Annotated in this window: 24 protein-coding genes; 10 read left to right on the forward strand and 14 right to left on the reverse strand. The window is 39.9% G+C overall.

Annotated elements, in window-relative coordinates; all coding sequences use genetic code 11:
* Window positions 1-250: 250 nt before the first annotated feature.
* The 4 genes from MKL33_RS07255 to MKL33_RS07270 form a co-directional block, all read right to left on the reverse strand.
* The gene (locus MKL33_RS07255; RefSeq protein ID WP_262461759.1) at window positions 251-2,305 is read right to left on the reverse strand and encodes a bifunctional diguanylate cyclase/phosphodiesterase; all 2,055 of its coding nucleotides are present in this window, start codon (window positions 2,303-2,305) and stop codon (window positions 251-253) included.
* Window positions 2,306-2,631: 326 nt separating this feature from the next.
* On the reverse strand, window positions 2,632-3,648 hold the full coding sequence (ilvC, locus tag MKL33_RS07260; RefSeq protein WP_002115094.1) for a ketol-acid reductoisomerase: 1,017 nt from the start codon (window positions 3,646-3,648) through the stop codon (window positions 2,632-2,634).
* Window positions 3,649-3,680: 32 nt separating this feature from the next.
* Entirely contained in the window at window positions 3,681-4,172 is a 492-nt protein-coding gene (gene ilvN / locus MKL33_RS07265; RefSeq protein ID WP_002114824.1) for an acetolactate synthase small subunit, read from the reverse strand.
* A complete protein-coding gene (locus MKL33_RS07270) occupies window positions 4,172-5,896 on the reverse strand; it encodes an acetolactate synthase 3 large subunit (RefSeq protein ID WP_069036276.1) in 1,725 nt (574 codons plus the stop codon). Before MKL33_RS07270 ends, ilvN begins: the two co-directional genes overlap by 1 nt.
* Before the next feature lie 534 nt (window positions 5,897-6,430).
* On the opposite strand from MKL33_RS07270, the gene leuS reads away from it, so the two are divergent.
* From leuS to MKL33_RS07300, 6 genes are all read left to right on the forward strand, one after another.
* Window positions 6,431-9,055 (forward strand): leucine--tRNA ligase, encoded by a 2,625-nt coding sequence (gene leuS / locus MKL33_RS07275; protein WP_270906731.1) that lies wholly within the window; start codon window positions 6,431-6,433, stop codon window positions 9,053-9,055.
* Between the two features lie 27 nt (window positions 9,056-9,082).
* A complete protein-coding gene (locus MKL33_RS07280) occupies window positions 9,083-9,592 on the forward strand; it encodes an LPS-assembly lipoprotein LptE (protein ID WP_002115142.1) in 510 nt (169 codons plus the stop codon).
* Between the two features lie 18 nt (window positions 9,593-9,610).
* A complete protein-coding gene (gene holA, locus MKL33_RS07285) occupies window positions 9,611-10,600 on the forward strand; it encodes a DNA polymerase III subunit delta (RefSeq protein WP_032005214.1) in 990 nt (329 codons plus the stop codon).
* A 107-nt stretch (window positions 10,601-10,707) separates the two neighbouring features.
* A complete protein-coding gene (locus tag MKL33_RS07290) occupies window positions 10,708-12,048 on the forward strand; it encodes a MacA family efflux pump subunit (RefSeq protein ID WP_032005587.1) in 1,341 nt (446 codons plus the stop codon).
* Between the two features lie 2 nt (window positions 12,049-12,050).
* Window positions 12,051-14,045: a MacB family efflux pump subunit gene (locus tag MKL33_RS07295; protein WP_017385757.1), complete on the forward strand. Its 1,995-nt coding sequence runs from the start codon at window positions 12,051-12,053 to the stop codon at window positions 14,043-14,045.
* A 22-nt stretch (window positions 14,046-14,067) separates the two neighbouring features.
* Complete coding sequence (locus MKL33_RS07300; protein WP_270906811.1) at window positions 14,068-15,462, forward strand: efflux transporter outer membrane subunit; 1,395 nt, start codon at window positions 14,068-14,070, stop codon at window positions 15,460-15,462.
* Between the two features lie 68 nt (window positions 15,463-15,530).
* Here MKL33_RS07300 and MKL33_RS07305 read toward each other — a convergent pair whose 3' ends face one another.
* From MKL33_RS07305 to orn, 3 genes are all read right to left on the reverse strand, one after another.
* Window positions 15,531-16,334, reverse strand: a complete 804-nt coding sequence (locus MKL33_RS07305; RefSeq protein WP_023274323.1) for an enoyl-ACP reductase FabI — start codon at window positions 16,332-16,334, stop codon at window positions 15,531-15,533.
* Between the two features lie 136 nt (window positions 16,335-16,470).
* Window positions 16,471-17,202 carry a Bax inhibitor-1/YccA family protein gene (locus MKL33_RS07310; protein WP_004794670.1) on the reverse strand — a complete coding sequence of 244 codons (732 nt, stop codon included), beginning with the start codon at window positions 17,200-17,202 and terminating at the stop codon, window positions 16,471-16,473.
* A gap of 154 nt (window positions 17,203-17,356) precedes the next feature.
* Entirely contained in the window at window positions 17,357-17,923 is a 567-nt protein-coding gene (gene orn / locus MKL33_RS07315) for an oligoribonuclease (protein WP_000099436.1), read from the reverse strand.
* Window positions 17,924-18,048: 125 nt separating this feature from the next.
* On the opposite strand from orn, the gene rsgA reads away from it, so the two are divergent.
* The 4 genes from rsgA (at window position 18,049) to secB (ending at window position 20,380) form a co-directional block, all read left to right on the forward strand.
* Window positions 18,049-19,110, forward strand: coding sequence for a ribosome small subunit-dependent GTPase A (rsgA, locus tag MKL33_RS07320; RefSeq protein ID WP_005066188.1), 1,062 nt, complete (start codon window positions 18,049-18,051; stop codon window positions 19,108-19,110).
* Window positions 19,111-19,208: 98 nt separating this feature from the next.
* Complete coding sequence (locus MKL33_RS07325) at window positions 19,209-19,625, forward strand: rhodanese-like domain-containing protein (RefSeq protein ID WP_270906732.1); 417 nt, start codon at window positions 19,209-19,211, stop codon at window positions 19,623-19,625.
* Between the two features lie 11 nt (window positions 19,626-19,636).
* Entirely contained in the window at window positions 19,637-19,894 is a 258-nt protein-coding gene (gene grxC / locus MKL33_RS07330) for a glutaredoxin 3 (protein WP_002114715.1), read from the forward strand.
* 27 nt (window positions 19,895-19,921) lie between these two features.
* Window positions 19,922-20,380: a protein-export chaperone SecB gene (gene secB, locus MKL33_RS07335; RefSeq protein WP_002115005.1), complete on the forward strand. Its 459-nt coding sequence runs from the start codon at window positions 19,922-19,924 to the stop codon at window positions 20,378-20,380.
* A 69-nt stretch (window positions 20,381-20,449) separates the two neighbouring features.
* Here secB and MKL33_RS07340 read toward each other — a convergent pair whose 3' ends face one another.
* Genes MKL33_RS07340 through MKL33_RS07370 form a run of 7 tightly spaced genes read right to left on the reverse strand, consistent with a single transcriptional unit; the run spans window position 20,450 to window position 25,720 of the window.
* A complete protein-coding gene (locus MKL33_RS07340) occupies window positions 20,450-21,106 on the reverse strand; it encodes a 4'-phosphopantetheinyl transferase family protein (RefSeq protein ID WP_270906733.1) in 657 nt (218 codons plus the stop codon).
* A 23-nt stretch (window positions 21,107-21,129) separates the two neighbouring features.
* Window positions 21,130-21,564, reverse strand: coding sequence for a hypothetical protein (locus MKL33_RS07345; RefSeq protein ID WP_060465279.1), 435 nt, complete (start codon window positions 21,562-21,564; stop codon window positions 21,130-21,132).
* 11 nt (window positions 21,565-21,575) lie between these two features.
* Complete coding sequence (locus MKL33_RS07350) at window positions 21,576-22,802, reverse strand: beta-ketoacyl-ACP synthase (RefSeq protein ID WP_270906734.1); 1,227 nt, start codon at window positions 22,800-22,802, stop codon at window positions 21,576-21,578.
* Window positions 22,802-23,527 carry a 3-ketoacyl-ACP reductase FabG2 gene (locus MKL33_RS07355; protein ID WP_270906735.1) on the reverse strand — a complete coding sequence of 242 codons (726 nt, stop codon included), beginning with the start codon at window positions 23,525-23,527 and terminating at the stop codon, window positions 22,802-22,804. Before MKL33_RS07355 ends, MKL33_RS07350 begins: the two co-directional genes overlap by 1 nt.
* A 23-nt stretch (window positions 23,528-23,550) precedes the next feature.
* Complete coding sequence (locus tag MKL33_RS07360; protein ID WP_042894862.1) at window positions 23,551-23,976, reverse strand: ApeP family dehydratase; 426 nt, start codon at window positions 23,974-23,976, stop codon at window positions 23,551-23,553.
* Window positions 23,976-25,178, reverse strand: coding sequence for a beta-ketoacyl-[acyl-carrier-protein] synthase family protein (locus MKL33_RS07365; protein ID WP_270906736.1), 1,203 nt, complete (start codon window positions 25,176-25,178; stop codon window positions 23,976-23,978). The genes MKL33_RS07360 and MKL33_RS07365 overlap by 1 nt, the downstream gene beginning before the upstream one ends.
* Window positions 25,175-25,720: a DUF3261 domain-containing protein gene (locus MKL33_RS07370; RefSeq protein WP_270906737.1), complete on the reverse strand. Its 546-nt coding sequence runs from the start codon at window positions 25,718-25,720 to the stop codon at window positions 25,175-25,177. The genes MKL33_RS07365 and MKL33_RS07370 overlap by 4 nt, the downstream gene beginning before the upstream one ends.
* Between the last annotated feature and the right edge of the window lie 2 nt (window positions 25,721-25,722).

Here is a 25,722-nt window from a genome sequence, read left to right on the forward strand (position 1 = left end):
ATTTTATAACAACCCTTTTAACTTATTATATTTTATAAAATACAAACATCAATTTATTAGAATTACTTTATACTTACAGTATATATTTATAAATTATTATATGTAAAATACTCAACTAATTGAGAAACTAATACTATTCACTACTACAAATATATAGGTGTGTTTTAGAAGATAAATTTATTTTAATTAATTGTTCTTTAAAGATAAAATTAAAAGGAAATGTTAGGTTTAAAAATCGATATAGAAAAGATTAAGCGAAGTGAGCGCCTTGAGATTCAATCAGTTGATCGACGTGAACAGGCATTCCTAATAAATAACCCTGAAATTGCTGACAACCTAAACGGGTTAAAATCTCAACTTGCTGTTGAGTTTCCACCCCTTCCGCTGTTACGGTTAAACCTAACTTTTTAGCTAAATGTATTATACTTTCTAATATAACTTCTTCTTTTGAACCTGGTTTTAAGTCAACGATAAAACCACGATCAATTTTCAATTCATCTACAGGTAAATCTTTTAAATATAAAAAGCTTGAATGGCCTGTTCCAAAATCATCAATTGCGACTCGAATGCCCATATCACGTAGTCGCTCACAAGCTCGAATACTTAAATCAATATGTCGCATTGCAGTTGATTCAGTAATCTCAACAATTAAGTGATGAGGTTGAATTTGATATTTTTTCAATAATGCTTCGAGTGTACTAAATAATTTTTTATTTTCGAACTGTAGTGCAGATAGGTTTACTGCGACTGGATAAAATGGGGTGTTACTGCGTTCCCACTCTTGAATTTGCAGGCAAGCTTGCTCAAGTGCCCAATATCCCATTGGAATGATCAAACCCGTTTTTTCTGCACCTTCTATAAACATATGCGGTGTGAGTATTCCTAAAGCTGGATGATTCCAACGGATTAATGCTTCAACGCCACAGACTTCAAGATTCGTATTAAATTTTGGTTGGTAATATAGGATGAACTGCTTTTCTTCTACGGCCTTATAAAGATCATTGATCAGTTTTGACTGACTTCTCGTTTCTTGTTGATGGGTTGAATAACTAAAGATGGTGTAAGTATTTCGGCCTTGCTCTTTAGACATGAGCATCGCGGCATCAGCGTTCATGAGTAAGTCCTGAACATTTTGTCCGTGCTCAGGAAATAGTGCTACCCCTAAACTTGCAGAGATATTAATTTCTTTACCAGAAATCTGATAACTCTCTTGAATCAGCTGTAAAACTTTCTCAGCCAAAATAACTGCTTCATCTGCATTGGTATTTTCTGCAATAAGCAAAAACTCATCACCACCAATTCTAAGCAGTTTGCACTTCTCATTGAGTTGCCAATGTAAGCGGTTCGCCATCTGAATAAGTAATTGATCCCCCACATGATGTCCAAATGCATCATTCACCGATTTAAATCGATCTAAATCAATGTATAAGAAAGCAATTTTCTGGTCTTTGTATCGATGATCTGAAAGTAATACTTCAGCATAATCCACTAAATAAAGGCGGTTAGGTAATTTGGTTAAATTGTCTTGTATAGATAGGTTAGCTAATTCTTTATTTGCTTTTCGCAGCTCTAAATTCTGTTGAGTAAGGCGTTGCTCTAACATTGCAACAATAAAACTTGCTACGAGGACCAAACAGGTGACTAGAATAATTGTAAATAATAATAAGTCATGCTCAGCCTGATATTGGCTAATAAATTTATCAGTAATATTTGTCGCAATAAGCGCTGTGTAGTGCATCCCCATAATACTTAAGGTCATCATAACCGAAAATGCGATTTTTAAAGTTAAGCGATATCGTTCAGTGTCTTTTAATTTATAGGCTAATAAAAATGCTAGCCCTGAACCACTCATTGCAATTAATACAGAAAATAAAAGTAAAAACGAAGTGTAATCTTTTTTATAAACATTAATATTCCAGCCCAACATGCTAATGTAATAAGAAGCTGAAATTCCGATTCCCATAATAATCGAGCTCAAAATGAGTCTAAATAAAGGGAGCGTAAAACGCGAAGTCAACCACATCGCAATGCAAGATAACAATGCACTAATAGCATAAGATATTGCAATTAAAGGAATATTAGAGTGAGCTGCATCAAACAGATGATAAGCTTGTATACCAACAATATGGACGATGTTAATTGCTAAGGCGAGTAGCAATCCATTAATAAATAAAATTAAGGACTCAAATTTCTTATAGACTTGCTTGAATATTAGCTGCTCCATGGAAATTACAATATAACAAATGAAGCCAGCTGCAATAAAAGAGCCGACGATCAATGTGCTATCGTAATCAACATGACCCATATTGGACTTCCATGATTATTCAATACTTTTTTTTATTTTGTTCAACTCATTGCCCAAAATACAATTAAACATGTTAAAGAAATTTTAGTAAATTTGACTTATTCAGTCAGTTATAAACAATAACATTATCTATCTTTTGGTCAAGTATTTTTTACTTTATAAATCAATAAAGTAAATAAAAATTAAGCAGCCAATTATATGAAAAATATAGAATTTATTTAATCTAGTCAAGTTGACCTAATCGCAATTTTCATATTCAAATAAAATAGTATAAATAAAGAACCCTGCTTAAAGCAGGGTTCTTTTAAAACGTTAGATAAAGAAAATTAGTTCTTTTCTTTGTCTACGATTTTGTTTGCTTGAATCCAAGGCATCATCGCACGCAACTTATTACCAGTTACTTCAATACCATGTGCAGCATTTTGACGACGACGAGCAGTCATAGATGGGTAGTTTAACGCACCTTCTTGAATGAACATCTTAGCGTACTCACCAGATTGAATACGTTTCAATGCATTACGCATTGCTTCACGAGATTGTTCGTTGATTACTTCAACACCAGTTACATATTCGCCGTACTCAGCATTGTTAGATACTGAGTAGTTCATGTCAGCAATACCACCCTCGAACATTAAGTCAACGATCAATTTAAGTTCGTGTAAACATTCGAAGTAAGCCATTTCTGGTGCATAACCAGCTTCAACTAAAGTTTCGAAGCCCATTTTCACCAATTCAACCGCACCACCACAAAGAACCGCTTGCTCACCGAATAAGTCAGTTTCAGTTTCTTCACGGAATGAAGTTTCGATAATACCTGTACGGCCGCCACCTACGCCAGAAGCGTAAGAAAGAGCAACGTTACGTGCATTACCAGAAGCATCTTGGTGGATTGCGATTAGGTCAGGAACACCTGAACCACGTTGGAACTCTGAACGTACAGTGTGACCAGGTGCTTTTGGAGCAACCATGATTACGTCTAAATCTTTACGTGGAACAACTTGGTTGTAAAGAACAGAGAAACCATGAGCAAATGCAAGAGTCGCGCCTTCTTTGATGTTTGGCTCAATCACGTCACGGTAAAGTTGTGATTGGAATTCATCTGGAGTCAAAATCATTACGAGGTCAGCTTGCTTAACAGCAGCAGGAACTTCTGCAACTTTAAGACCTGCATTTTCAGCTTTCTTCCAAGAAGCTGAATCTGCACGTAAACCTACAGTTACGTCTACGCCTGAGTCTTTAAGGTTAAGTGCATGAGCATGACCTTGAGAACCGTAACCAATAATCGCTACTTTCTTGCCTTGGATGATTGATAAGTCACAGTCTTTATCGTAAAAAATTTGCATTTGTGTTCTCCGCTAAAATACTTTTTAAAAAATTAAATGGCTAATACTTTTTCGCCACGGGCGATACCAGATACACCTGAACGAACGACTTCTAGAATAGTGTTTTCTGCAAGCGCATCGATAAAACCATCTAATTTTTCAGTTGTCCCTGCTATTTGAATGGTATAGGTAGTTGGTGTCACGTCTACAATCTGCGCACGGAAAATATCCGCTGTTCGCTTAATTTCAGCACGTGAAGCACCTAACGCTTTTACTTTAATCAACATCAGTTCACGCTCAATGTGTGAACCTTCTGATAAATCAACTACTTTTACAACTTCAACAAGTTTATTGAGCTGCTTTGTAATCTGTTCAATCTTATGGTCATCACCATAAGTTGTTAATGTTAAACGTGACAAAGTTGGATCTTCGGTTGGCGCAACATTCAATGTTTCAATGTTATATCCACGTTGGCTAAATAAACCAACAAGGCGAGAAAGCGCACCAGCTTCGTTTTCAACGAGTACAGAAATAATATGTCTCATTATGTACGCTCCCCTTTACCTAACCACATATCCTTCATAGACTGACCTGCAATCAGCATTGGATAAACATGTTCCGTGCGATCAACCATGACATTAATGAATACACATTTATCATTAATCGCCATTGCTTCAGCAAGCTTCGACTCTAGTTCATCAGCATGATCAATCTGAATACCAACGTGACCATAAGCTTCCATTAACTTGCCAAAATCAGGCAATGATTCAACGTATGAGCTTGAGTGACGGCCTTCATAGTTCATATCTTGCCACTGCTTCACCATACCTAAAGCACGGTTATTCAAGCATAAGATCTTCACATTCATGCCGTATTGCTTACAAGTCGAAAGCTCTTGAATACACATTTGAATTGAAGCTTCACCAGTAATACAAACAACTTGTTGATCTGGGAAAGCGAGCTTCGCAGCCATTGCATAAGGTAAACCTACACCCATGGTGCCCAATCCGCCTGAGTTAATCCATTGACGTGGACGTTTGTATTTGTAATACAACGCACCAAACATTTGGTGTTGGCCCACATCTGAAGTAATGATGGCGTCACCGTTAGTGACTTTATATAAAGCTTCAACAACTTGCTGTGGCTTCATTGTTCCATCGGTCGGGGTTTCAAACTTTAAGCCATGAACTTTACGCCATTCATTAATTTGATCCCACCACGCAGTAATTGCTTCAGGGTTTGGCTTAGACACATTTAATTGTTTCAATTGCGTCAACATTTCCTGAAGTACAGGCTCAACTGCCCCTACAATTGGAATGTGCGCCATAATTGTTTTTGAAATGCTCGCCGGATCAATATCAATATGAATAACTTTAGCATTCACACAGAATTTTGCTGGGTTATTGGTCACTCGGTCATCAAAACGCGCACCAATTGCAAGAATGACGTCAGCATTATGCATCGCCATATTTGCTTCATAAGTACCGTGCATACCCAACATGCCCACAAACTGTGGATCATCGCCAGGGAAGCCACCAAGGCCCATAAGTGTGTTAGTTACTGGATAACCTAGTAAATGTGCGAGTTCAGTCAATAATGCCGATGCATTACCTTGAACAACACCACCACCAGTATAAATTACAGGGCGTTTTGCACTTAAAAGCTCATCAATCGCTTTACGAATTTGGCCAGAATGACCACGTGAAGGTGGCTGATAAGAACGCATCTTCACTTTTTCAGGATATTCGTACGCAAATTTTTCTGCAGGATTTGTCGCATCTTTAGGAATATCGACTACAACTGGACCAGGGCGACCACTTGCTGCGATATAAAATGCTTTTTTGATAATTGCAGGAATTTCGCTTGCATGACGAACTTGGAAGCTGTGTTTCACGATTGGACGTGAAATACCTACCATATCAGTTTCTTGGAAAGCGTCTTCACCAATAAGATGTGATGCAACCTGGCCAGACAAAATCACCATTGGGATTGAGTCCATATAAGCTGTTGCAATTGGAGTCACAGTATTAGTTGCGCCAGGTCCAGAAGTGACCAGTACTACGCCAGTCTTACCTGTGGCACGCGAGTAAGCATCTGCCATATGACCAGCAGCTTGTTCATGACGTACGAGGTAATGATTAATTTTGTCTTGTTGAAATAGCGCATCATAAATATGTAATACAGCGCCGCCTGGATAACCAAAAACATGTTCAACGCCTTCGTCCGCAAGAGCACGAACGAGCATTTCACCACCAGATAAAAGTTCCAACGTGATTCACCCTAAAATCTTTATCACTATTTATGGAAGGCACAAATAGTGTTTCATTCATTGAATTGTCTGCACTGTTATAGCACACATATTGTCTAGTTTTCGTTGCAATAGAAAAATTTCTGTTTTTCAGCCGTATAAGCTTTTTTAACATTAATAAAGCATGTCTGGATATACATACTTTAAGTAAAATCAATCTCTCGGCTAGAGAGAATGTCTATTACAAAACATGACGGTTATTCGAAGGGTGATCAAATAATCGCATATAAAACTAAAGGAAGCATTTTTGTTGTTTAATTCACTAAAGTCAAGATTAAAGAAACACTTTTCTATGATTATTTTTTAACTGGCTATTTTTTCATCTTATTTGATTTTTCCACTTTTCTTTTTTATGACTACCCCCGCTTTTTTCAGGTTTATTCTTGTTTAATTTTTAACGGAAAATAAATCCATCCCAAAACTGCATTTTTGTCGATTTTGCGCTATGCTGTGCAACAATCTTTAATATCAATTTTTGTTGTATAGCTTACGTCTATGACTATTTCTCACATTGACCCCGAATATCAAGCAAACACGATTGAACCGTCAGTTCAACAAGATTGGGAAAATCGTAAAGTCTTTAAAGTTGCCGACACTGTCGAAGGTAAACATCGTTACATCCTGTCAATGTTTCCTTACCCAAGCGGCAAGCTGCATATGGGGCATGTGCGTAACTATACAATTGGTGATGTGATTAGCCGTTTTTACCGTTTAAAAGGTGAAACTGTATTACAACCTATGGGTTGGGATGCATTCGGTTTACCTGCGGAAAACGCAGCAATTGCCCATAAAGTTGCTCCAGCAAAATGGACATTTGAAAACATTGCGTACATGCGTGACCAATTAAAAAAATTAGGTCTATCTGTAGACTGGGATCGCGAATTCGCAACTTGTACACCAGAGTATTATCACTGGGAACAATGGTTATTTGTTCAGCTTTATAAAAAAGGCCTGATCTACCGTAAACTTTCAACAGTAAACTGGGATCCAGTTGACCAAACTGTTTTAGCAAACGAGCAAGTTGAAAATGGTCGCGGATGGCGTTCTGGTGCATTAGTTGAAAAACGCGATATTCCAATGTACTACTTCCGTATTACTGACTATGCACAAGAATTATTAGACGACCTAGACACTCTACAAGACGGCTGGCCTCAACAAGTGTTGACCATGCAACGTAACTGGATTGGTCGCTCTACAGGCATGGAAATTACTTTTCCTTCAGCCAATACCGAAATCTATGCTGATGGCTTAACTGTTTATACAACACGTGCTGACACGCTTATGGGCGTGACATATGTTGCCGTTGCAGCAGAACACCCTCTTGCGCTTAAAGCTGCTGAAAACAACCCTGAATTGGCTGCATTTATTGAAGAGTGCCGCATGGGTTCAGTTGCAGAAGCAGACTTGGCAACAGCCGAGAAAAAAGGCATGGCGACAGGTTTGTTTGTAAAACATCCTGTAACTGGTGAAGAGCTTCCTGTCTGGATCGCAAACTACGTATTAATGTCTTACGGTTCTGGCGCAGTGATGGCTGTACCAGCGCATGACGAACGTGATTTTGAATTTGCGAACAAATTCAACTTGCCTATTAAGCAAGTAATTGAAGCCAAAGGTGCTGATGATGCAGATTACTCTGCAACTGAGTGGCAAGAATGGTATGGCTCAAAAGAAGGTAAACTTGTGAACTCTGGTGAGTTTGACGGTTTAGAATTCCAAGCTGCTTTCGATGCATTCCTTGCAAAATTAGAACCACAAGGTTTAGCAAATTCTAAAGTTCAATTCCGTTTACGTGACTGGGGTGTTTCTCGTCAACGTTACTGGGGTTGTCCAATTCCAATGATTAACTGTGATACTTGTGGTCAAGTCACAGTTCCAGAAGACCAGCTTCCAGTTGTATTACCAACTGACGTTGTTCCAGATGGTTCAGGTAACCCGCTTAATAAAATGCCTGAATTCTATGAAACTAAATGTCCTTGTTGTGGTGGCGATGCACGTCGTGAAACAGATACCTTGGATACTTTCGTTGAGTCATCTTGGTACTACGCACGCTACGCATCTCCAGACTTTACTGGCGGCATGGTTAAACCTGAAGCAGCTCAAAACTGGCTTCCTGTAAACCAATACATTGGTGGTGTTGAACACGCGATTCTTCACTTACTTTATGCACGTTTCTTCCACAAATTAATGCGTGATGAAGGTGTAGTACAAGGTAATGAGCCATTTACCAACTTGTTAACTCAAGGCATGGTGCTTGCTGATACATTCTATCGTGAAGCAGAAAATGGTAAGAAAACTTGGTTTAACCCTGCTGATATCGAATTAGAACGCGATGAAAAAGGTCGCATTCTTTCTGCAAAATATTCAGGTGATGGTCAAGAAGTTGTGATCGGCGGACAAGAAAAAATGTCTAAGTCGAAAAACAACGGTATCGACCCACAAGCGATTATTGATCAATACGGCGCAGACACAGCACGTGTATTTATGATGTTCGCTGCTCCACCAGATCAATCTTTAGAATGGTCTGATGCAGGTGTTGAAGGTGCAAACCGTTTCTTGAAACGTGTATGGCGCCTTGTAGCAAGCTTCCTTGAAAAGGGCAACCAAGCTTCTACGATTGATGCTGCTAACTTGTCTAAAGATGCTCAAGATTTACGTCGTAAAACTCACGAAACTATTCAAAAAGTAAGTGATGATATCGAACGTCGTCATGCATTCAATACTGCGATTGCTGCTTTGATGGAATTGTTAAATGCGAGCAACAAGTTTGAAGCAAAAGATGACAACGACGTTGCTGTAGAACGTGAAGCCATCACTACACTGTTAACTTTACTTGCTCCATTTGCACCACATTTAAGTCAAACGTTATTGGCTCAGTTTGGTACAGATGTAACAGAAGCAAGATTCCCTGAAGTCGATGCTTCTGCATTAACTCGTAATACACAAACGATTGTTGTACAGGTTAACGGTAAACTTCGCGGTAAACTTGAAGTTTCGGTTGATATCTCTAAAGAAGATCTATTAGCTCAAGCTAAAGCTCTTCCAGAAGTTCAACAATTCTTAACAGGACCAACAAAGAAAGAAATTGTGGTTCCAAATAAATTAGTTAACCTCGTGGTTTAATTAAAGTTATTAATGAGAGGATCAAGCATGCACTTTGCCAAACGTTTAGCCGCTGTTGTTTTGACCTTAGGCCTTAGTGCAGGCTTAGTCGGGTGTGGATTTCATTTAAAAGGAACCAACCCGACTGCAACTCCGCTTGTTTATAAAAAATTAAGCCTTGAGTTACCAGCTAAAACTGATGATTTAGAAACCCAGTTAAAAGTTTATTTAGCTGCAAATGGTGTTCAATTCAGCAATGATAATGATGCCTACGTACTCCGTGTTTTAGAGTACACACCACGTCGTCAGCTTTTAAATGGAAAACTAACGGAAGTATTATTACGCTTAACCGTAACCTTCCAGATTGAAGACCGTCAGGGTAATAAAATTACTGAACCACGTTCATTAACTGCATCTCGTAGTTATCAGTATGATCTTGCAACGGTTAACACTGAAAATCAGCAAGAATCTTATTTACAACGTATTGTGATTGATGACATTGCACAGCAAATTACTCGTCAGATTTCAGCAAACCGTTTACCAAAAGCTCAGCCTTAATCTTTATTTTTACCAGCAATGAAAATTGACTATTTACAAGCCTTAAAACGCATTCCGGAAGCACGGGGTGCGTGGATTTTACATGGCCAAGAACCTTTGCTGGAACAAAATTTATTAGATGCTTTTCGTAAAAGTTGGCAACAACAAGAAGTTGAAAGACAGCGCTATGATATTAGTAGCGTGAGCGACTGGAAGAATGTTTTTAACGCGCTTAACAGCTTATCTTTATTTTCTCAGCAGCTTGCCATTGAAGTGCATGGCAATATAAAGCCTGACGCAAATGGATTAAAACAGCTTAAAAGCTATATTCAGCATAATGAAAATAACCTGCTTTTAATTGTTCTACCTAAGCAAGATAGTAGTAGCTTAAAGTCTGCTTTTTTCCAAGTTGTGGAAGCAAATGGTGTTGTTGTTGCCCTTACAGCAAACTATCCGCAAGACCGTCAAAGAATTTTATCTGCTGAAGCAGAGAAACTTGAAATTCAACTCGATAATGACGCATGGCAGTGGCTCATGCAGCATCATGAGCATAATCTGCTCGCAGCTAAGAATAGCTTGATGCGTGTAAGAGATACTTTTCCAGACCAACAACTGATTCAAATTGAACAGCTGTATGCTTGTTTACAAGATCAGTCTCGTTACACCACTTACGATTTAAGTGACGCACTATTAGAAGGTAATCTCGCTCAATCTATTAAAATTTTTCAATATTTAATTGCTGCTGGCGAACCAGAAAGTCTGATTTTATGGACACTAAGCAAAGAAATGCGTTTACTGATGCAATTATTTGAACAGCCTCATAATGCATTACAACTTGGTATCTGGAAAACTAAAGTCAGTTTATATCAACAAGCTTTAAGAAGATTAAATCCTCAACAGTTTTTAGGATGGTCTACCCTTCTATTGCAAGTTGATGCAGCAATTAAAGGTATGTCGAATGAAAATGCCCAACATTTGATGCAGCAGGCCATTGCTGAATTATGTGGGAAAACGCTATTTATACAATAATTCGGCGGAATCATTTTTCTTCATTCTTGAAATATAATAAAAATTCACGTTTTATCCTCATTTCGCTTTTATACTAAATTAAATTTTAAACTTTTCGACCTCTCACCATGCCAAAAATAAAGCCAATCAAACTTGTTATTATTATCCTCTGTATAGCAGTTATTGCTGTATTAGCTTGGAAGTTTTTAAAGCCTAAAGAGCAGCAACCTCAATATATTACTGCTGAGGTAACACGTGGGGATATTGAAAATAATGTACTTGCGACAGGTACACTGGATGCAACCAAACTGATTAGTGTGGGTGCGCAAGTATCTGGTCAGGTTAAAAAGATGTATGTACAGTTGGGTGATCAGGTTAAACAAGGTCAACTCATTGCACAAATTGACTCAACCACCCAAGAAAATAGTTTAAAAACTTCAGATGCAAACATTAAAAATTTAGAAGCACAGCGCCTTCAACAAGTTGCTTCTTTAAATGAAAAGCAACTTGAATACCGTCGTCAGCAACAAATGTATGCGCAAGACGCAACGCCACGTGCAGATTTAGAATCGGCTGAGGCAAGCTATAAAACAGCTCAGGCACAAATTAAAGCATTAGATGCACAGATCGAATCTGCAAAAGTCACAAAATCTACGGCACAAACTAATATTGGTTACACACGTATTGTTGCTCCAACTGATGGTACGGTTGTCGCGATTGTGACTGAAGAAGGTCAAACCGTAAACGCAAACCAAAGCGCGCCAACAATTGTCAAAATTGCAAAATTACAAAACATGACGATTAAAGCGCAAGTCAGTGAAGCTGACATTATGAAAGTTGAAAAAGGACAACAGGTTTACTTTACAACTTTAGGTGATGAAACTAAGCGCTATGCAACATTACGTCAGATTGAACCAGCTCCAGACTCAATTTCTAGCGAATCAACAAGTACAACAAGCTCAACAACAAGCTCTGCTGTTTATTATAATGCCTTATTCGATGTGCCAAATACCGATGGTAAATTGCGTATTGATATGACCGCACAAGTTTATATTGTATTAAATTCAGCTAAAAATGCCCTGCTCGTTCCATCATCAGCACTGAGTTCTAAACAATTTTCAGGTCAAAGAAAATCAGGCCAATCATCAGATAAATCAAGTTCTTCACCTGAAGCAGCTAAAAAATCTCAAGGTAATGGTGCTCGTCTAGAACGCCTAAACTTGACTGCTGAACAAAAACAGTTAATTGAACAAGGTAAATTAACGTTAAGTGTTGTACGTGTATTACAAGCTGATGGCACAACTAAACCAACTCAAATTTTGGTTGGCATTAACAACCGTGTAAATGCACAAGTTCTTGCGGGCTTAAAACAAGGTGATCAAGTTGTCATTGCTGATAGTGCAGATACTTCTGCTGCATCAGCAAATAGTAGTAATAACCGTCGCCGTAGCGGCCCAATGGGAATGTAAGCATGACAAAACAAGCTTTGCTTGAAGTCAGCAATCTAGTCCGGGAATTCCCTGCTGGCGAAAGCACGATACAAATTTTAAAAGGCATTGATCTGACCATTTATGAAGGTGAACTGGTTGCCATTGTCGGCCAGTCTGGTTCTGGTAAATCGACCCTCATGAATATTTTGGGGTGTTTGGACCGACCTACGAGTGGTAGTTATAAGGTTAATGGACAAGAAACGGGTAAACTTGAGCCCGATCAGCTCGCTCGATTACGTCGTGAATATTTTGGTTTTATTTTCCAGCGCTACCATTTATTGGGTGATTTATCTGCCGAAGGTAACGTAGAAGTTCCAGCTGTTTATGCAGGTGTTACACCTTCTGAGCGTAAACAACGTGCAACCGCTCTACTGACTGAATTAGGGTTGGGCACAAAAACACTCAATAGACCAAGCCAACTTTCTGGTGGTCAGCAGCAACGTGTTTCTATTGCCCGTGCGCTGATGAATGGCGGTGACGTTATTCTGGCAGATGAACCGACGGGGGCACTCGACTCTCATAGTGGTGTTGAGGTGATGCGTATCTTGCGTGAACTCAATGCCGCAGGTCACACTATTATTTTAGTCACCCATGATATGCAAGTTGCAAAAAATGCGACTCGTATTATCGAGATTAGTGACGGAGAGATTATTAGTGACCGCCCTAATGTTCCTGATCAAGCAGCCGAACCAATCAAGACTGATCCTGATGCCGCTCCTGCTTTACAAGGTAAACAGAAGAAAGGCAAAAGTATTTCTGCATGGCGTTCTACTTTAGACCGTTTATCTGAAGCCTTCCAAATGGCTTTACTGTCTATGAATGCCCACCGCATGCGTACTTTTTTAACCATGCTTGGGATCATTATTGGTATTGCATCGGTTGTTACCGTTGTCGCATTAGGTAAAGGCTCTCAACAGCAAATTTTAAGTAATATTAGCAGTCTGGGAACAAATACAATTACCGTGTTTCAGGGCCGTGGTTTTGGTGACAACTCTAAAACTGCAAGTTTTAAAACCCTAGTGCCTGCCGATGCCGATGCGTTAATGACTCAACCGTATGTCAGTGCAGTCAGCCCAATCGTTAGTACATCCAAGACCATGCGTTATCAACAAAATGAAGCGAACGCGACCATTAATGGTGTGAGTAACGATTATTTCGATGTGAAAGGTTTGGTCTTTAAAGATGGACAAACTTTTGATCAACGTAGTGTTCGTGATCGCTCACAGGATGTAGTCATTGATACCAATACTCAAAAACAGTTCTTTAGTGACGGTACCAACCCTATCGGTCAAGTAGTGTTACTCGGTAGTGTACCAGCTCGTATTATTGGCATTGTAGAACCGCAAACAAGCGGTATGGGCTCAGATGACACGCTAAATGTCTATATGCCTTATACAACCGTGATGAGCCGTATGTTGGGGCAAACCCATGTTCGCAATATCGTGGTTCGTATTAATGACAAATATTCAACTGCTGCCGCAGAAAATGCGATTGTAAATCTATTAACCCAGCGCCATGGTGCACAAGATATTTTCACTATGAACAGTGACAGTATCCGCCAAACCATTGAGAAAACAACCAGCACAATGACGCTTCTGGTTTCAGCAATTGCCGTAATTTCACTGGTGGTTGGTGGTATCGGGGTAATGAATATTATGTTGGTTTCGGTGACTGAACGTACTCAGGAAATTGGTGTACGTATGGCCGTAGGTGCGCGTCAAAGTGATATTTTGCAGCAATTCCTGATTGAAGCAATTTTGGTGTGTTTAATTGGTGGTGTGCTTGGCGTCTTACTGTCGCTTGGCCTTGGGCAACTTATTAATAAATTTGCTGGCGGTAACTTTAGCGTGGCTTATTCAAGCACCTCAATTATTGCAGCCTTTGTCTGTTCAACACTGATTGGGGTCGTTTTTGGTTTCTTACCAGCCAAGAATGCCGCGAAACTTGACCCTGTCGCCGCACTATCTCGAGAATAAGGAAAATTGCATGTCTTTCTCTATGACTAAACTCAGCACAGCACTTCTTCTCACAGGTTCTCTTGTCGGATGTGCAGCTGTAGTAAAAACACCTTATGAAACACCTGCAGTACAAGTTCCGGGTAGTTTTCAGTATGACACAGCAAAAACAAAAACCATGTCTGCCGATCAATATTCTGACCGTTGGTGGACACTCTTTAACGACGCACAGCTCAATCAGCTTGTAAGCAATGTATTAGAGCGTAACAGTGATTTAACAGTTGCAGGTATTGCTTTAAAGCAAGCCCGTCTACAAGCTGATTTAACCGCTAATAAGCAAGGCTTGCGAACTAGCTCTAGTGTTTCTACAGGACATTCTTTCGATTTAAATTCGGGAGATGACAGTGCTAAAGGTCTATCAATGAGTGCGGGAGTAAGCTATGAGCTTGATTTGTTTGGCAAGCTTGCACGCCAAACCGAAGCAAGTAAATGGGAAGCTTTAGCGACAGAACAAGATTTACAAGCTACTGGGCAAAGTTTAATTGCAACTACTGCCAAACTTTATTGGCAACTGGGTTATTTAAATGAGCGTTATACGACCGCACAGCAAAGTCTAGCAACCTCTCAAAAGCTTTATGACTTGGTACAAATTCAATATAAAGCTGGTGCTGTTTCAGGTGTAGATCTGACTCAAGCAGAACAATCGGTGCAAAGCCAAAAAGCAAGCTTAAGCCAGATTGAACAGCAACTGGTTGAAACACGCACAGCCATTGCAGTGTTATTGCATGAACCATTGCAGCAATTAAACATTCAAGAGCCAAAGCGTTTACCACGCACTGCTCTACCTGCAATTGGTGCTGGTTTACCTGCCGACATTTTATCGCGCCGTCCTGATTTGCAAGCAAGTGAGCTCCGCTTAAGAAAAGCATTAGCAACTAAAGATGCTACTAAGGCGAGCTACTACCCGTCGATTAGCTTAACCAGCAGTCTAGGCTCAAGCAGCACATCGTTAACGGAGTTATTACGTAACCCTGCTCTCACGCTTGGTGCAAGTTTAAGCTTACCGTTTTTGCAATATAACGATATGAAGAAAGATATCGCGATTAGCAATCTGGATTATGAAAAAGCAATTATTCAGTATCGTCAAACGCTTTATCAGGCTTTTGCTGATGTCGAAAATGCTTTATCGAGTCGTACCGAACTCGACAAACAAGTAGCGTTACAAGAACGTAATGTTGAACTTGCAGAAAAAACTGAACGTTTAACCGAAGTCCGTTATCGCTATGGTGCTGTTGCATTAAAAACACTTCTTGATGCTCAGCAAACAACACGTACTGCACGTTTAAGCCTCGTTGAAACCAAGCAAAGCCAATACAACGCGTATGTCACTCTCATGCAAGCTTTAGGTGGTTCACCTGTAAAAGAACTGCCGCAATAACTTGTACCAATTAAAAAAGCCGTAGTCCTTCAACTACGGCTTTTTTATGGCTGAATAAATTTTAAAACTTATTCATCATCCATCATAGATTGGCTCATACCTACAGTATTGAAACCAGCATCTACATATAGAATTTCACCAGTAATACCTGAAGCCCAAGGTGAGCATAGGAATAATGCGGCGTTACCAACTTCTTCAATCGTTACGTTACGCTTTAACGGCGCAACTTTTTCATTGGCATCTAACATTTTACGGAAAGATTTAATACCAGAAGCAGCTAAAGTACGGATTGGGCCCGCAGAAATCGCGTTTACACGGATACCATCAACACCAAGGCTTGATGCCAAGTAACGAACACCAGCTTCTAAAGAAGCTTTTGCCATACCCATAACGTTATAGTTAGGCATAACGCGCTCAGAACCTTGGTAAGTCAAAGTCAATAAACACCCTTGGCGAGCTTGTAATAAAGGTTTTGCAGCACGAGCCATTGCAATAAAGCTGTATGCACTGATGTCATGAGCAACTTTAAAACCGTCACGGTCAGTCACGTCAGTGAAGTCACCATCAAGCGTGTGTGCAGGTGCAAAGCCAATTGAGTGTACAACACCGTCTACACCATCCCAATGTTTTGCAAGTTCTGCAAATGCATTATCAATTTCAGCATCAACAGCAACATCACATGGAAACACAAGCTTAGAACCGAATTGCTCAGCAAATTCATCCACACGTTTTTTTAATTTTTCGTTTGGATAAGTAAACGCAAGCTCTGCACCTTCACGGTGTAATGCTTGTGCAATACCAAAAGCAATTGATAATTTACTAGCAACGCCTGCAATCAAAAAGCGCTTACCTGCTAAAAGTCCTTGTGTCATGCCGATCTCACTCAAAACAATTTCAAGCATAATGCCAATATTCGGCAGTTTTCGAAATTGCATAATGCATCTTTTTTCAAAAATCGCACGAAAAAAAAGCGCCCCTATGCAGGAGCGACTTTTTATAATCTAAATCTTAGTCGTCAGACAATAAGCCCAGTAAGCGTAAGAAAGAAATATACATCCACACTAAAGTTGCAAGTAATGCGATACCACACAACCACTCCATGAATTTTGGTGCACGATATGCTGCATTAGTTTCGATTAAATCAAAATCTAAAATCAGGTTAAGCGAAGCAATGACAGCGACAAATGCAGCAAAACCTATACCTAACCAGTTACTTTCAAAAATATAAGGAACGCTTGAACCAAAAGCTAAACGCATGACCATCTGCACAATAAATACAATAAAGATTGCCAAAGATGCAGAGATTACAACTGACTTAAACTTTTCAGTTGCGCGGATAATTTGGAATTTATATAAACCAAACATCACCAAAGTCGTAACGAAAGTTGCTAATAAAGCCTGAAGTGGAACACCTGGGTATTTCAACTGGAAAGTAAACGAAATACCACCTAAAAAAGCCCCTTCAAATAAGGCATACGGAATTGCCAATGTTGGCGCGGTCGTTGGTTTAAAGGTTGTAATTAAAGCTAAAACCAAGCCACCAATTGCACCCACAATTGAAGCCGCGTAAGCAATACCAACATTTGCAGTAAAGGCTGCATAGAAAAATAAAGCGACACCCACAGCAGCTGCAATGACAGTCAACATAACAGATTTTTGAATCGCACCTTGCACAGTCATCGGTTGACTATAGTCACTGACCGTTTCAACACGCGTCAGTATCGGGTTATTACTTTGCATAAATGCTCTCTTTTTATAATAAAAATTTAAAACATCATTTTAAGCAAAATGAATATGAAAGCCAAATCAGGCGATCGGCATTATTGTAACAATGTCCTTTATGCAATAAAAAAGGAGGCATGAGCCTCCCTTTTATATCACGTCTACAACGTAATCAATCTTTACCATCAGTATTCATAATAAAGAAATATTCACGGTAATATTTCAACTCTGAAATTGAGTCACGAATATCATCCATTGCCAAATGTGATGCATTCTTTTTCAGGCCACTCATAATTTCAGGGCGCCAGCGTTTTGAAAGCTCTTTTACCGTAGATACATCAAGATTACGATAGTGGAAATACTGCTCAAGTTCAGGCATAAGACGGTGTAAGAAACGGCGATCCTGACAAATTGAGTTACCGCACATTGGTGAAACTTTTGGATTCACCCATTTTTTTAGGAATTCTAAAGTCTGTAACTCAGCATCACGGGCTGTTAATTTACTGCGACGAACTCGTTCAATCAGACCAGACTGCCCATGTTGACGAGTGTTCCATTCATCCATTGCATTTAAAATACGATCAGGTTGATGAATAGCCAAAACTGGACCTTCGGCAAGTACATTTAAATGATCATCTGTAATAATTGTTGCGATTTCAATAATTTGGTCATTATCGGTATCTAATCCGGTCATTTCCAGATCAATCCAAATTAATCGTGTATTTAAAGTACTGCTCATGAATGTACGTTCTAAAATGCCGTAAAAACATCAATAGTAGCAAATTTCTTGCTTCCGCGCTGTAATTCTATAGCTGCTTCATGCTATTTTTGCGGTCTTCAAACAATGGTTTTTTTGGGATATGAATGGCTTTAATTCGTAAGCGTCGTTTAACTGAACAACAGCAACGTCGTATTGAAAAACAGCATAAAACTCGCCAAGAAGAGATCGATACTTCACAGGATCTAGATGGACTCGTTGTACAACACTATGGCCGTCAACTTGAAGTACAAGCCCTCTCTGTACCTGAGCATCACCCAGAAAAACCACAAGTTGCCGAAGGAGAACCAGAACCATTCTGGAAGCCGATCGAGCTCAATAGTGTTTGGCGTTGCCATACTCGAACTAATCTTGAGTTACTTGTAACTGGTGATCGTGTTAAATGGCAGGCAGACCCAAATACGGGTTTAGGCATTATTACAGCCATTCACCCACGTACATCTTTACTTACCCGCCCTGACCGCTATCACAAAGTTAAACCAGTGGCCGCGAATATCAGTTTGATTGTGATTGTATTTTCACCGCTTCCTGAACCAGCTCCAACGTTAATCGATCGATATCTAGTTGCTTGTGCAGATGCAAACATTCCTGCTCTTTTGGTCCTCAATAAGTCTGATTTACTCACTGAAAATGACCCAATTCTTACCCTATTAGAAGAATATAAAACCTTGGGTTATGAGGTAATGATTTGTCAGTCTAAGAAGGGAGATATCTCGGCTTTATCTGAGCGTTTAGATGGTGAAACCGTAGCATTTGTAGGGCAATCAGGCGTAGGAAAAAGCTCTTTAATTAATGTGCTCATTCCAGATGCAGAGCAAAAAACCAATGTTATTTCTGAAAACTCTGCACTTGGACAACATACGACAACCTCTACGCGCTTAATCAACTTCGGTAAAAATGGTGCCTTAATTGATTCTCCGGGAATTCGTGAGTTTGGGCTTTGGCATCTCGATTTAGAAAAAATTCGTATGGGCTTTCCAGACATTGCAGCACATCTAGGATCTTGCCAATTCCGTAATTGCACACATACTCATGAAAAGAATTGTGGGCTTAAACAGGCCGTTGAAGCGGGTGAAATTTTGCCACGACGTTTAGATAGCTTTTTGCGTTTAATCGATGAGATTCAAGAAGCGCAGCAAAAAAACTGATTTTCTGCCCTATTTGCCCTTGAAGTGGTGATTTTGATCACCATCTATATACGCTATACTCTAGGTCAATTTTGTTTTTTAATTTTTTTAGGTGACTTGTGGAACGCTGGTTAGAGTTTATGGGGAATCACCCCATTTTGTTTGGTACGCTCGGAGTCTTGATCGTGTTGTTCTTCATTTTTGAAGGTCAACGTAACGGTCGTAAAATTTCTCCACAGTCGCTTGGTATTTTAGTGAAAGCGAAAAATGCTCTTTTGATTGACTTACGCGATAGCAAAGATTTCCGCGAAGGTCACATTAGTGGCAGTCGCAATATTCCGTATAGCCAAATCGCAAGTCATGCTGACGAATTAAAAGCAAGTGACCGTCCATTGGTATTTATTTGCAACTTGGGGCAAGTTGCTGGAAGTGCTTTGCAAAAAGTTGCTCACCACGATAGTTATCGTCTTGATGGTGGTATCAGTAACTGGAAAGCACAAGGCTTACCTCTTATTAAAAGCAAACCAAAAGCTTAAGGAGAATTATCATGGCTGCAAACGTCATTGTTTACTCAACTTCTGTATGCCCGTATTGCGTTCGTGCTAAACAGTTACTTGAGCGTAAAGGTGTTGCTTATAAAGAAGTAAATCTTTCTGTTGAAGCACCCGAAGTACGTGTTGAATTAATGCAACGCACAAATCATCGTACTGTCCCACAAATTTTCATTAACGATCAGTTTATTGGTGGTTTTGACCAACTTTATGCTTTAGAGCGTGAAGGTAAACTCGACGAATTATTGGCTTAACATCGCATCCATATTAAGGAAAAAACAATGAGCGAAGAACAACAAGTTCAACCACAATTAGCTTTAGAGCGTATTTATACAAAAGATATTTCTTTTGAGGTTCCTGGGGCGCAGGTTTTTACTAAACAATGGCAACCTGAACTTAATATCAATCTTTCTTCTGCTGCAGAAAAGATTGACCCAACTCACTTTGAAGTTTCTCTAAAAGTTGTGGTACAAGCCGATAACGACAACGAAACAGCGTTCATTGTAGATGTAACTCAATCAGGTATTTTCTTGATCGACAACATTGAAGAAGAGCGTTTACCTTATATTTTAGGCGCATACTGCCCAAATATTTTGTTCCCGTTCTTACGTGAAGCTGTAAATGATTTAGTAACTAAAGGTAGCTTCCCACAGTTACTTCTTACTCCAATCAACTTTGATGCAGAGTTTGAAGCGAATATGCAACGTGCTCAAGCTGCTGCTGTTGAAGGTCAAGCTTAATTTTTTAGCTTCTCCTTTTAATAAAAAACCGCGTATTACGCGGTTTTTTTATGTGTGTTATTTAGATTATTAAAGATCAAGTGAGTGAAGCTGAATAGATGGAAACTGAAAACCACGGCAAGATAACTCTGAACGCCATGCTACAGTTAATATCATATTGCCAACAATAAAATTCTGATAAGCAAATGTCCCATTAAGTGGGTGAGAACAGACTCCACCATGATCGGTAGGATGTGCCTGAGTATTTAACGTATTTAAATCTAAACGTATGCCTAATCCTGAAGCTTTTAAAACGGCTTCTTTAATGGTCCAGACTTTGAACCAATATTCTCTATCTTGTTCTAAGCTTAGCCACATTGCATATTCATCAGGATGAAATGCATGTTTTGCTAAAGCGTCTAAGCGTACATTTCGATCCAGTTCCTCAACATCTATGCCAATATCTTTAACATGTTCGCTCATGGCTAAAGCGTAGTATTGTTGGCTATGTGAGTGATTAAAATGCAAAGTGTGATTCAATAAATAAGGTTTTCCATGTTCATGCTTGGCAAACTCCAATTCCATTGAATTGAGTTGTAGTTTCTCTGCAATCAGTCGATTTCTGACACTCTGTATTTGTTGTTTTTTATAATGATTAAATGAACGGAAGTCTGGAAAATCTTGTTTAGACTTTAAAAGAAGCTGAGATAATGCCTGCGTATAGACTTCAATTTTCCGCTTAGACATTATCTCAACCTTACTAGAAATTATTAAAATTTAACGACATCGCCTTTTAAAGCAACACCCGCCATCATGGTGCCTTTATAGCAATCGTAAGTTGTCGTACTCGTTGTTTCATTGGCTTTAAAATAGCTCACAATATTGGTAACGGCGTTTGCCCCTTGTGCTTTAGCATTGTTTTGCATTTGGATCAGTGCTGAACGCAAAACCCAGTCACAAGACGTTGCTGCCGACTTACCAAAACCATTGGTCTTTTTATTCGTCACCGCATCTTTTTGAATAATTTTACCGCCAGACTTTGTACCCTTTAAATAAAACTTTACTGAACCATCTAAAGTCCCATCTGCAACTGCACGGTCTACAGCTTCTTTAAAATTCAACTGATGTACTTCATCTCCAGCCTGAACAGTGGCAGTAAAACCCGCACTTAGCATTGCTACAAATAAAAGTTTTTTATTTAACATTGTTGTGTTCCTTATTGTTTAACACGTTTAAAAATAAGCGAAGTATTAATTCCGCCAAAAGCAAAGTTATTGCTCATAATTATGTCAGCATCCAAATTTCTCGGCTGCTGAACGATATAATCCAGTTCACCACATAGCGGGTCGATTTCATCTAGATTTAAAGTTGAAATAAAACGGCCACGATTCATCATTTCGATGCTTAGCCAAGCTTCAATAGCTCCACACGCCCCCAGCGTATGTCCAAAATAACTCTTTAAAGAGCTGATTGGTTTATAGCCTAAAACTTTTGCAGTGGCTTGGCTCTCCGCCACATCCCCCTGATCAGTTGAGGTACCATGCGCATTCACATAAGCAATGTCTTTAGCCTCTACAGATGCATCTTTAAGTGCTAACTCCATACAGCGTCCCATCATTTCTGATTCAGGACGAGTTACATGTTGACCATCGGTATTACTACCATAGCCAATCACTTCTGCATAAATATGAGCACCTCGTGCTTTGGCATGTTCATATTCTTCGAGAATCAAACAGCCTGCGCCTTCACCAATCACCAATCCATCTCGTTTAGCATCAAATGGACGTGGTGTTTTTTCAGGTTGATCATTCATGCCACTGGTCGCGAACAATACATCAAAAACTGCCGCACCTGCCGCACTGAGTTCCTCGGCACCACCCGCAATCATGACCTGTTGTTTGCCATATTTGATTGCTTCATACGCTTGCCCAATTGCCATAGAACCAGAGGTACATGCGCTTGAGGTAGGTAAAGTTAATCCTTTTAGGCCAAAATATACGGTCATGTTCACCGCACTGGTGTGGGCCATCATGCGAATATAAGTGGTGGCATTAATCTTACTCATGCTCTGGTGAAGCAACATACTTGCAAACTCACCCACGGCATCTACGCTACCCGCAGAAGACCCAAAGGCAACACCCGCTTCGCCACTAGACAAAATTTCATGTCCAAGCAAACCAGCATTTTGTAATGCAGTTTCGGCACAAACCACAGACATGAGCGCTACACGCCCCATCCCACGGGTAACCTTACGGTTAAAATGTTTTGGAATATGAAATGTTTCAACAGGGCCAGCAAGCTTGGACCGAAGGTCAACATATTGCTCCCACTCCGGCATGTATCGAATACCGCTTTTAGCAGCTTCAAATCGCGCAAAGATGTCATCGGCAGTTTCACCTAAAGAAGTAATTCCTGCCATTCCTGTCACAACAACACGTTTCATCAGATGAGCCCTCCATTCACAGAGATCACCTGTCGAGTTACATACGAGGCTTCATCTGAGCACAAGAATTTCACTACGCTCGCCACTTCATCGGCCTGTCCCATGCGCTGCAGCGGAATCATTTTAAGCGCATGTTCTTTGACTTCATCTGTCACCATTTCAGTCTCGATCAAACCTGGTGCAACACAGTTCACAGTAATTTTTCGCTTCGCCAATTCGAGTGCTAAGGCTTTGGTCGCACCAATCAGACCTGCTTTTGCAGCGCTGTAATTGACCTGTCCACGATTACCCATAATTCCAGATACAGAAGATAAAGTGACAATACGGCCACCTTTACGCAAATGAATCATTGGCATGATGAGTGGTTTTAAAACATTATAGAAACCATCTAAAGAGGTCGAAATCACTTCATCCCAATCTTGATCTGTTAACGCAGGAAAAGCAGCATCATGAGTAAGTCCTGCATTTAATACGACACCATAAAAAGCACCATGCTGCTCTACGTCTTGCTCTAGAATTTGTTGAACCGTCTGGCGCTCATTTACATCAAACATTAAATAATGGCTATTTTGTCCTAAGGCTTGAATCTCTTGTACGACTTGCTCAGCCTCTGCCTGACGAGAACGTGCATGTACAGTTACATCAAAACCAGTCTTTGCCAGCTGTAATGCAATCGCTTTCCCAATTCCTCGACTTGAACCCGTTACTAAAATTCGTCTTGTCACAATGTATTCCTAATTCTTTGTGGTTATTCAAATGGTGTTTCTGTAGGTTCAAATACACTTAATGTTGCTTGGATGCAGTGCTCAGCATATTGAATTTCACAGGAAAATTGCCCAAGTCCTTCATGAAAATATTGTTGCTCTATTTGGATGATCAATCGTGAACCTAAGGCGAAATAAGGGATGGGTAAATTTAATTTACGTGTTCCCAATAAAAAACCGACTTTTGGTGCTTGTTTTGACTGTTGGCCTTGCCAGCCTGAGTAAGCACTAATGGTTTGTGCCATAATTTCAATGCTTGCCCATGTCGGCAAACCTTCTGCTTCACAAAACATCAGCTCTGGCGTAATCGTGAGCTCTGCTTGCGCCCGCCCTTCTGCAACCTCGGTTAAATGGTCGATAAATACCATCGGTTGCTCATGAGGAATATATTGAATTGCATCTAGTTTCACTAGGGCTTAACTCCAAAAACAAGACTAATATTACTTCCCCCAAAAGCGAAAGAATTACTCATGACATAGCGAATGGATTGTTTTGGTTCAGCTTCTTGCACATAGTTTTGGTCAGCCAAATCTGGATCAACCTCAACATTTTGATGTAAAGGCAACCAGCTTTGATCCTTTAGAACCTGTTCACAAATGAAAGCTTCTATGGCACCCGCTGCACCGAGACAATGTCCAGTTTTATGTTTTGTACTACTTAAAGCAACTTGGTAATCACCAAAAACTTGTCTTACAGCCTTAATTTCCATTGCGTCATTTTGTGGAGTTGCTGTCCCATGCAAGTTGATATAACCCACCTCTTGAGCGGAAATATGTGCAATATCTAATGCACGTTGCATAGCTAAAGCGGCACCTTTACCTTCAGGGTGCGGGGCTGAAATGTGCCATGCATCCATGGACTCACCCGCCCCCATTAACATGACAGGTGCTTGTTCTTTACTTAGTACAAAAAACGCAGCAGCTTCACCAATATTAATACCATCACGGCTTACACCGCAGGGTTGGCAAATATGTGCAGATAAACTCTCTAGACTATTAAATCCATTTAGGGTCAACTTACACAAGGTATCGACGCCACCAACCAGCACAACATCTGCTAAGTCTGCGTGAAGTAATCTCTGTCCTGCGGCTAATGCTTTAGCGCTTGAAGAACAAGCTGTTGAAATCGTATATGCAGGCCCTTCCCATCCTAAGTACTGCTGCAATGCTTTCGCTAAACAGCTCATTTCTTGAGGATAGTGAGATATTGATAGATCGATTTGCCCTTGAAAATACTGCTTAAGTAATAATTCATTATCTGCAATACCAGAAGTAGAGGTGCCTACCACAATGGCTAAACGTTTATTTTCAAAGGAAGCACTATAAGCTTTTAACTCTGTTTCAATTTTAGATAATGCGGTTAAGGCAAAACGTAGATTACGTGAATCTACAGACCGCAAAGCATCAGGTACGCTCGAACATAATGGATGCGTATATTGTCCCACCCAAACATCACGATCAGCGATTAAATCATCTCGCAAAGTTAAGGTTTGCTGCGGCTCTTGTAATGCCTGTTTAATTTGATTAAGTTCGCAACCTAATGCAGATAAACCAACACTAAATTGTATGCCTACTGCCATTGGAGCTGCATTTTCTGAAGGTAAATGTTTCATGGCGTAGGACTTTCTTCTGTCTGTAAAGTGTTCTCAATCGAACTCAGCATCATGGCATAAGGAACTTGTTCATTAATCAATTCAATGCTTCCTTGCTCCTGTTTAAGCTGCAACACAGGTTGCTTTTCAATATAAACAACCTGCTTGTCTGCTTGTTGTTTCATCTCTACAGCTTGCTGCCCTAAATGCGAAAACTGAGGGTATGTCGCAAACAAAAGGTCACGCACTACAAACTCAAAAGGCAATAAACGCATTTGATCAATACGTTGTTCAACATGAACCCGATGCCCATCAAACTGTAACTTAAATAATTGCTGGCCTGTCAGGCTCAAAGCAACCATATCTAGTACAGCACCCTTTTGCTGTTGATATAACAAGAAGCTAAAACTTTGCTGCTTCCACTGGACCTCAACCTGATCTTGTCTTTGATAAGTCTGAGCCTGCCATAGTGGACTTTGCAATCCTTTGGCATGTGGCATAACCTGACAACCATTTAAAAATATCAAGCTACTGAGTAATATCGTTGCCCATTTGCGTTGCATAG

It is taken from the genome of Acinetobacter sp. AOR43_HL (genome assembly GCF_027854635.1).
Lineage (GTDB): Bacteria > Pseudomonadota > Gammaproteobacteria > Pseudomonadales > Moraxellaceae > Acinetobacter > Acinetobacter pittii.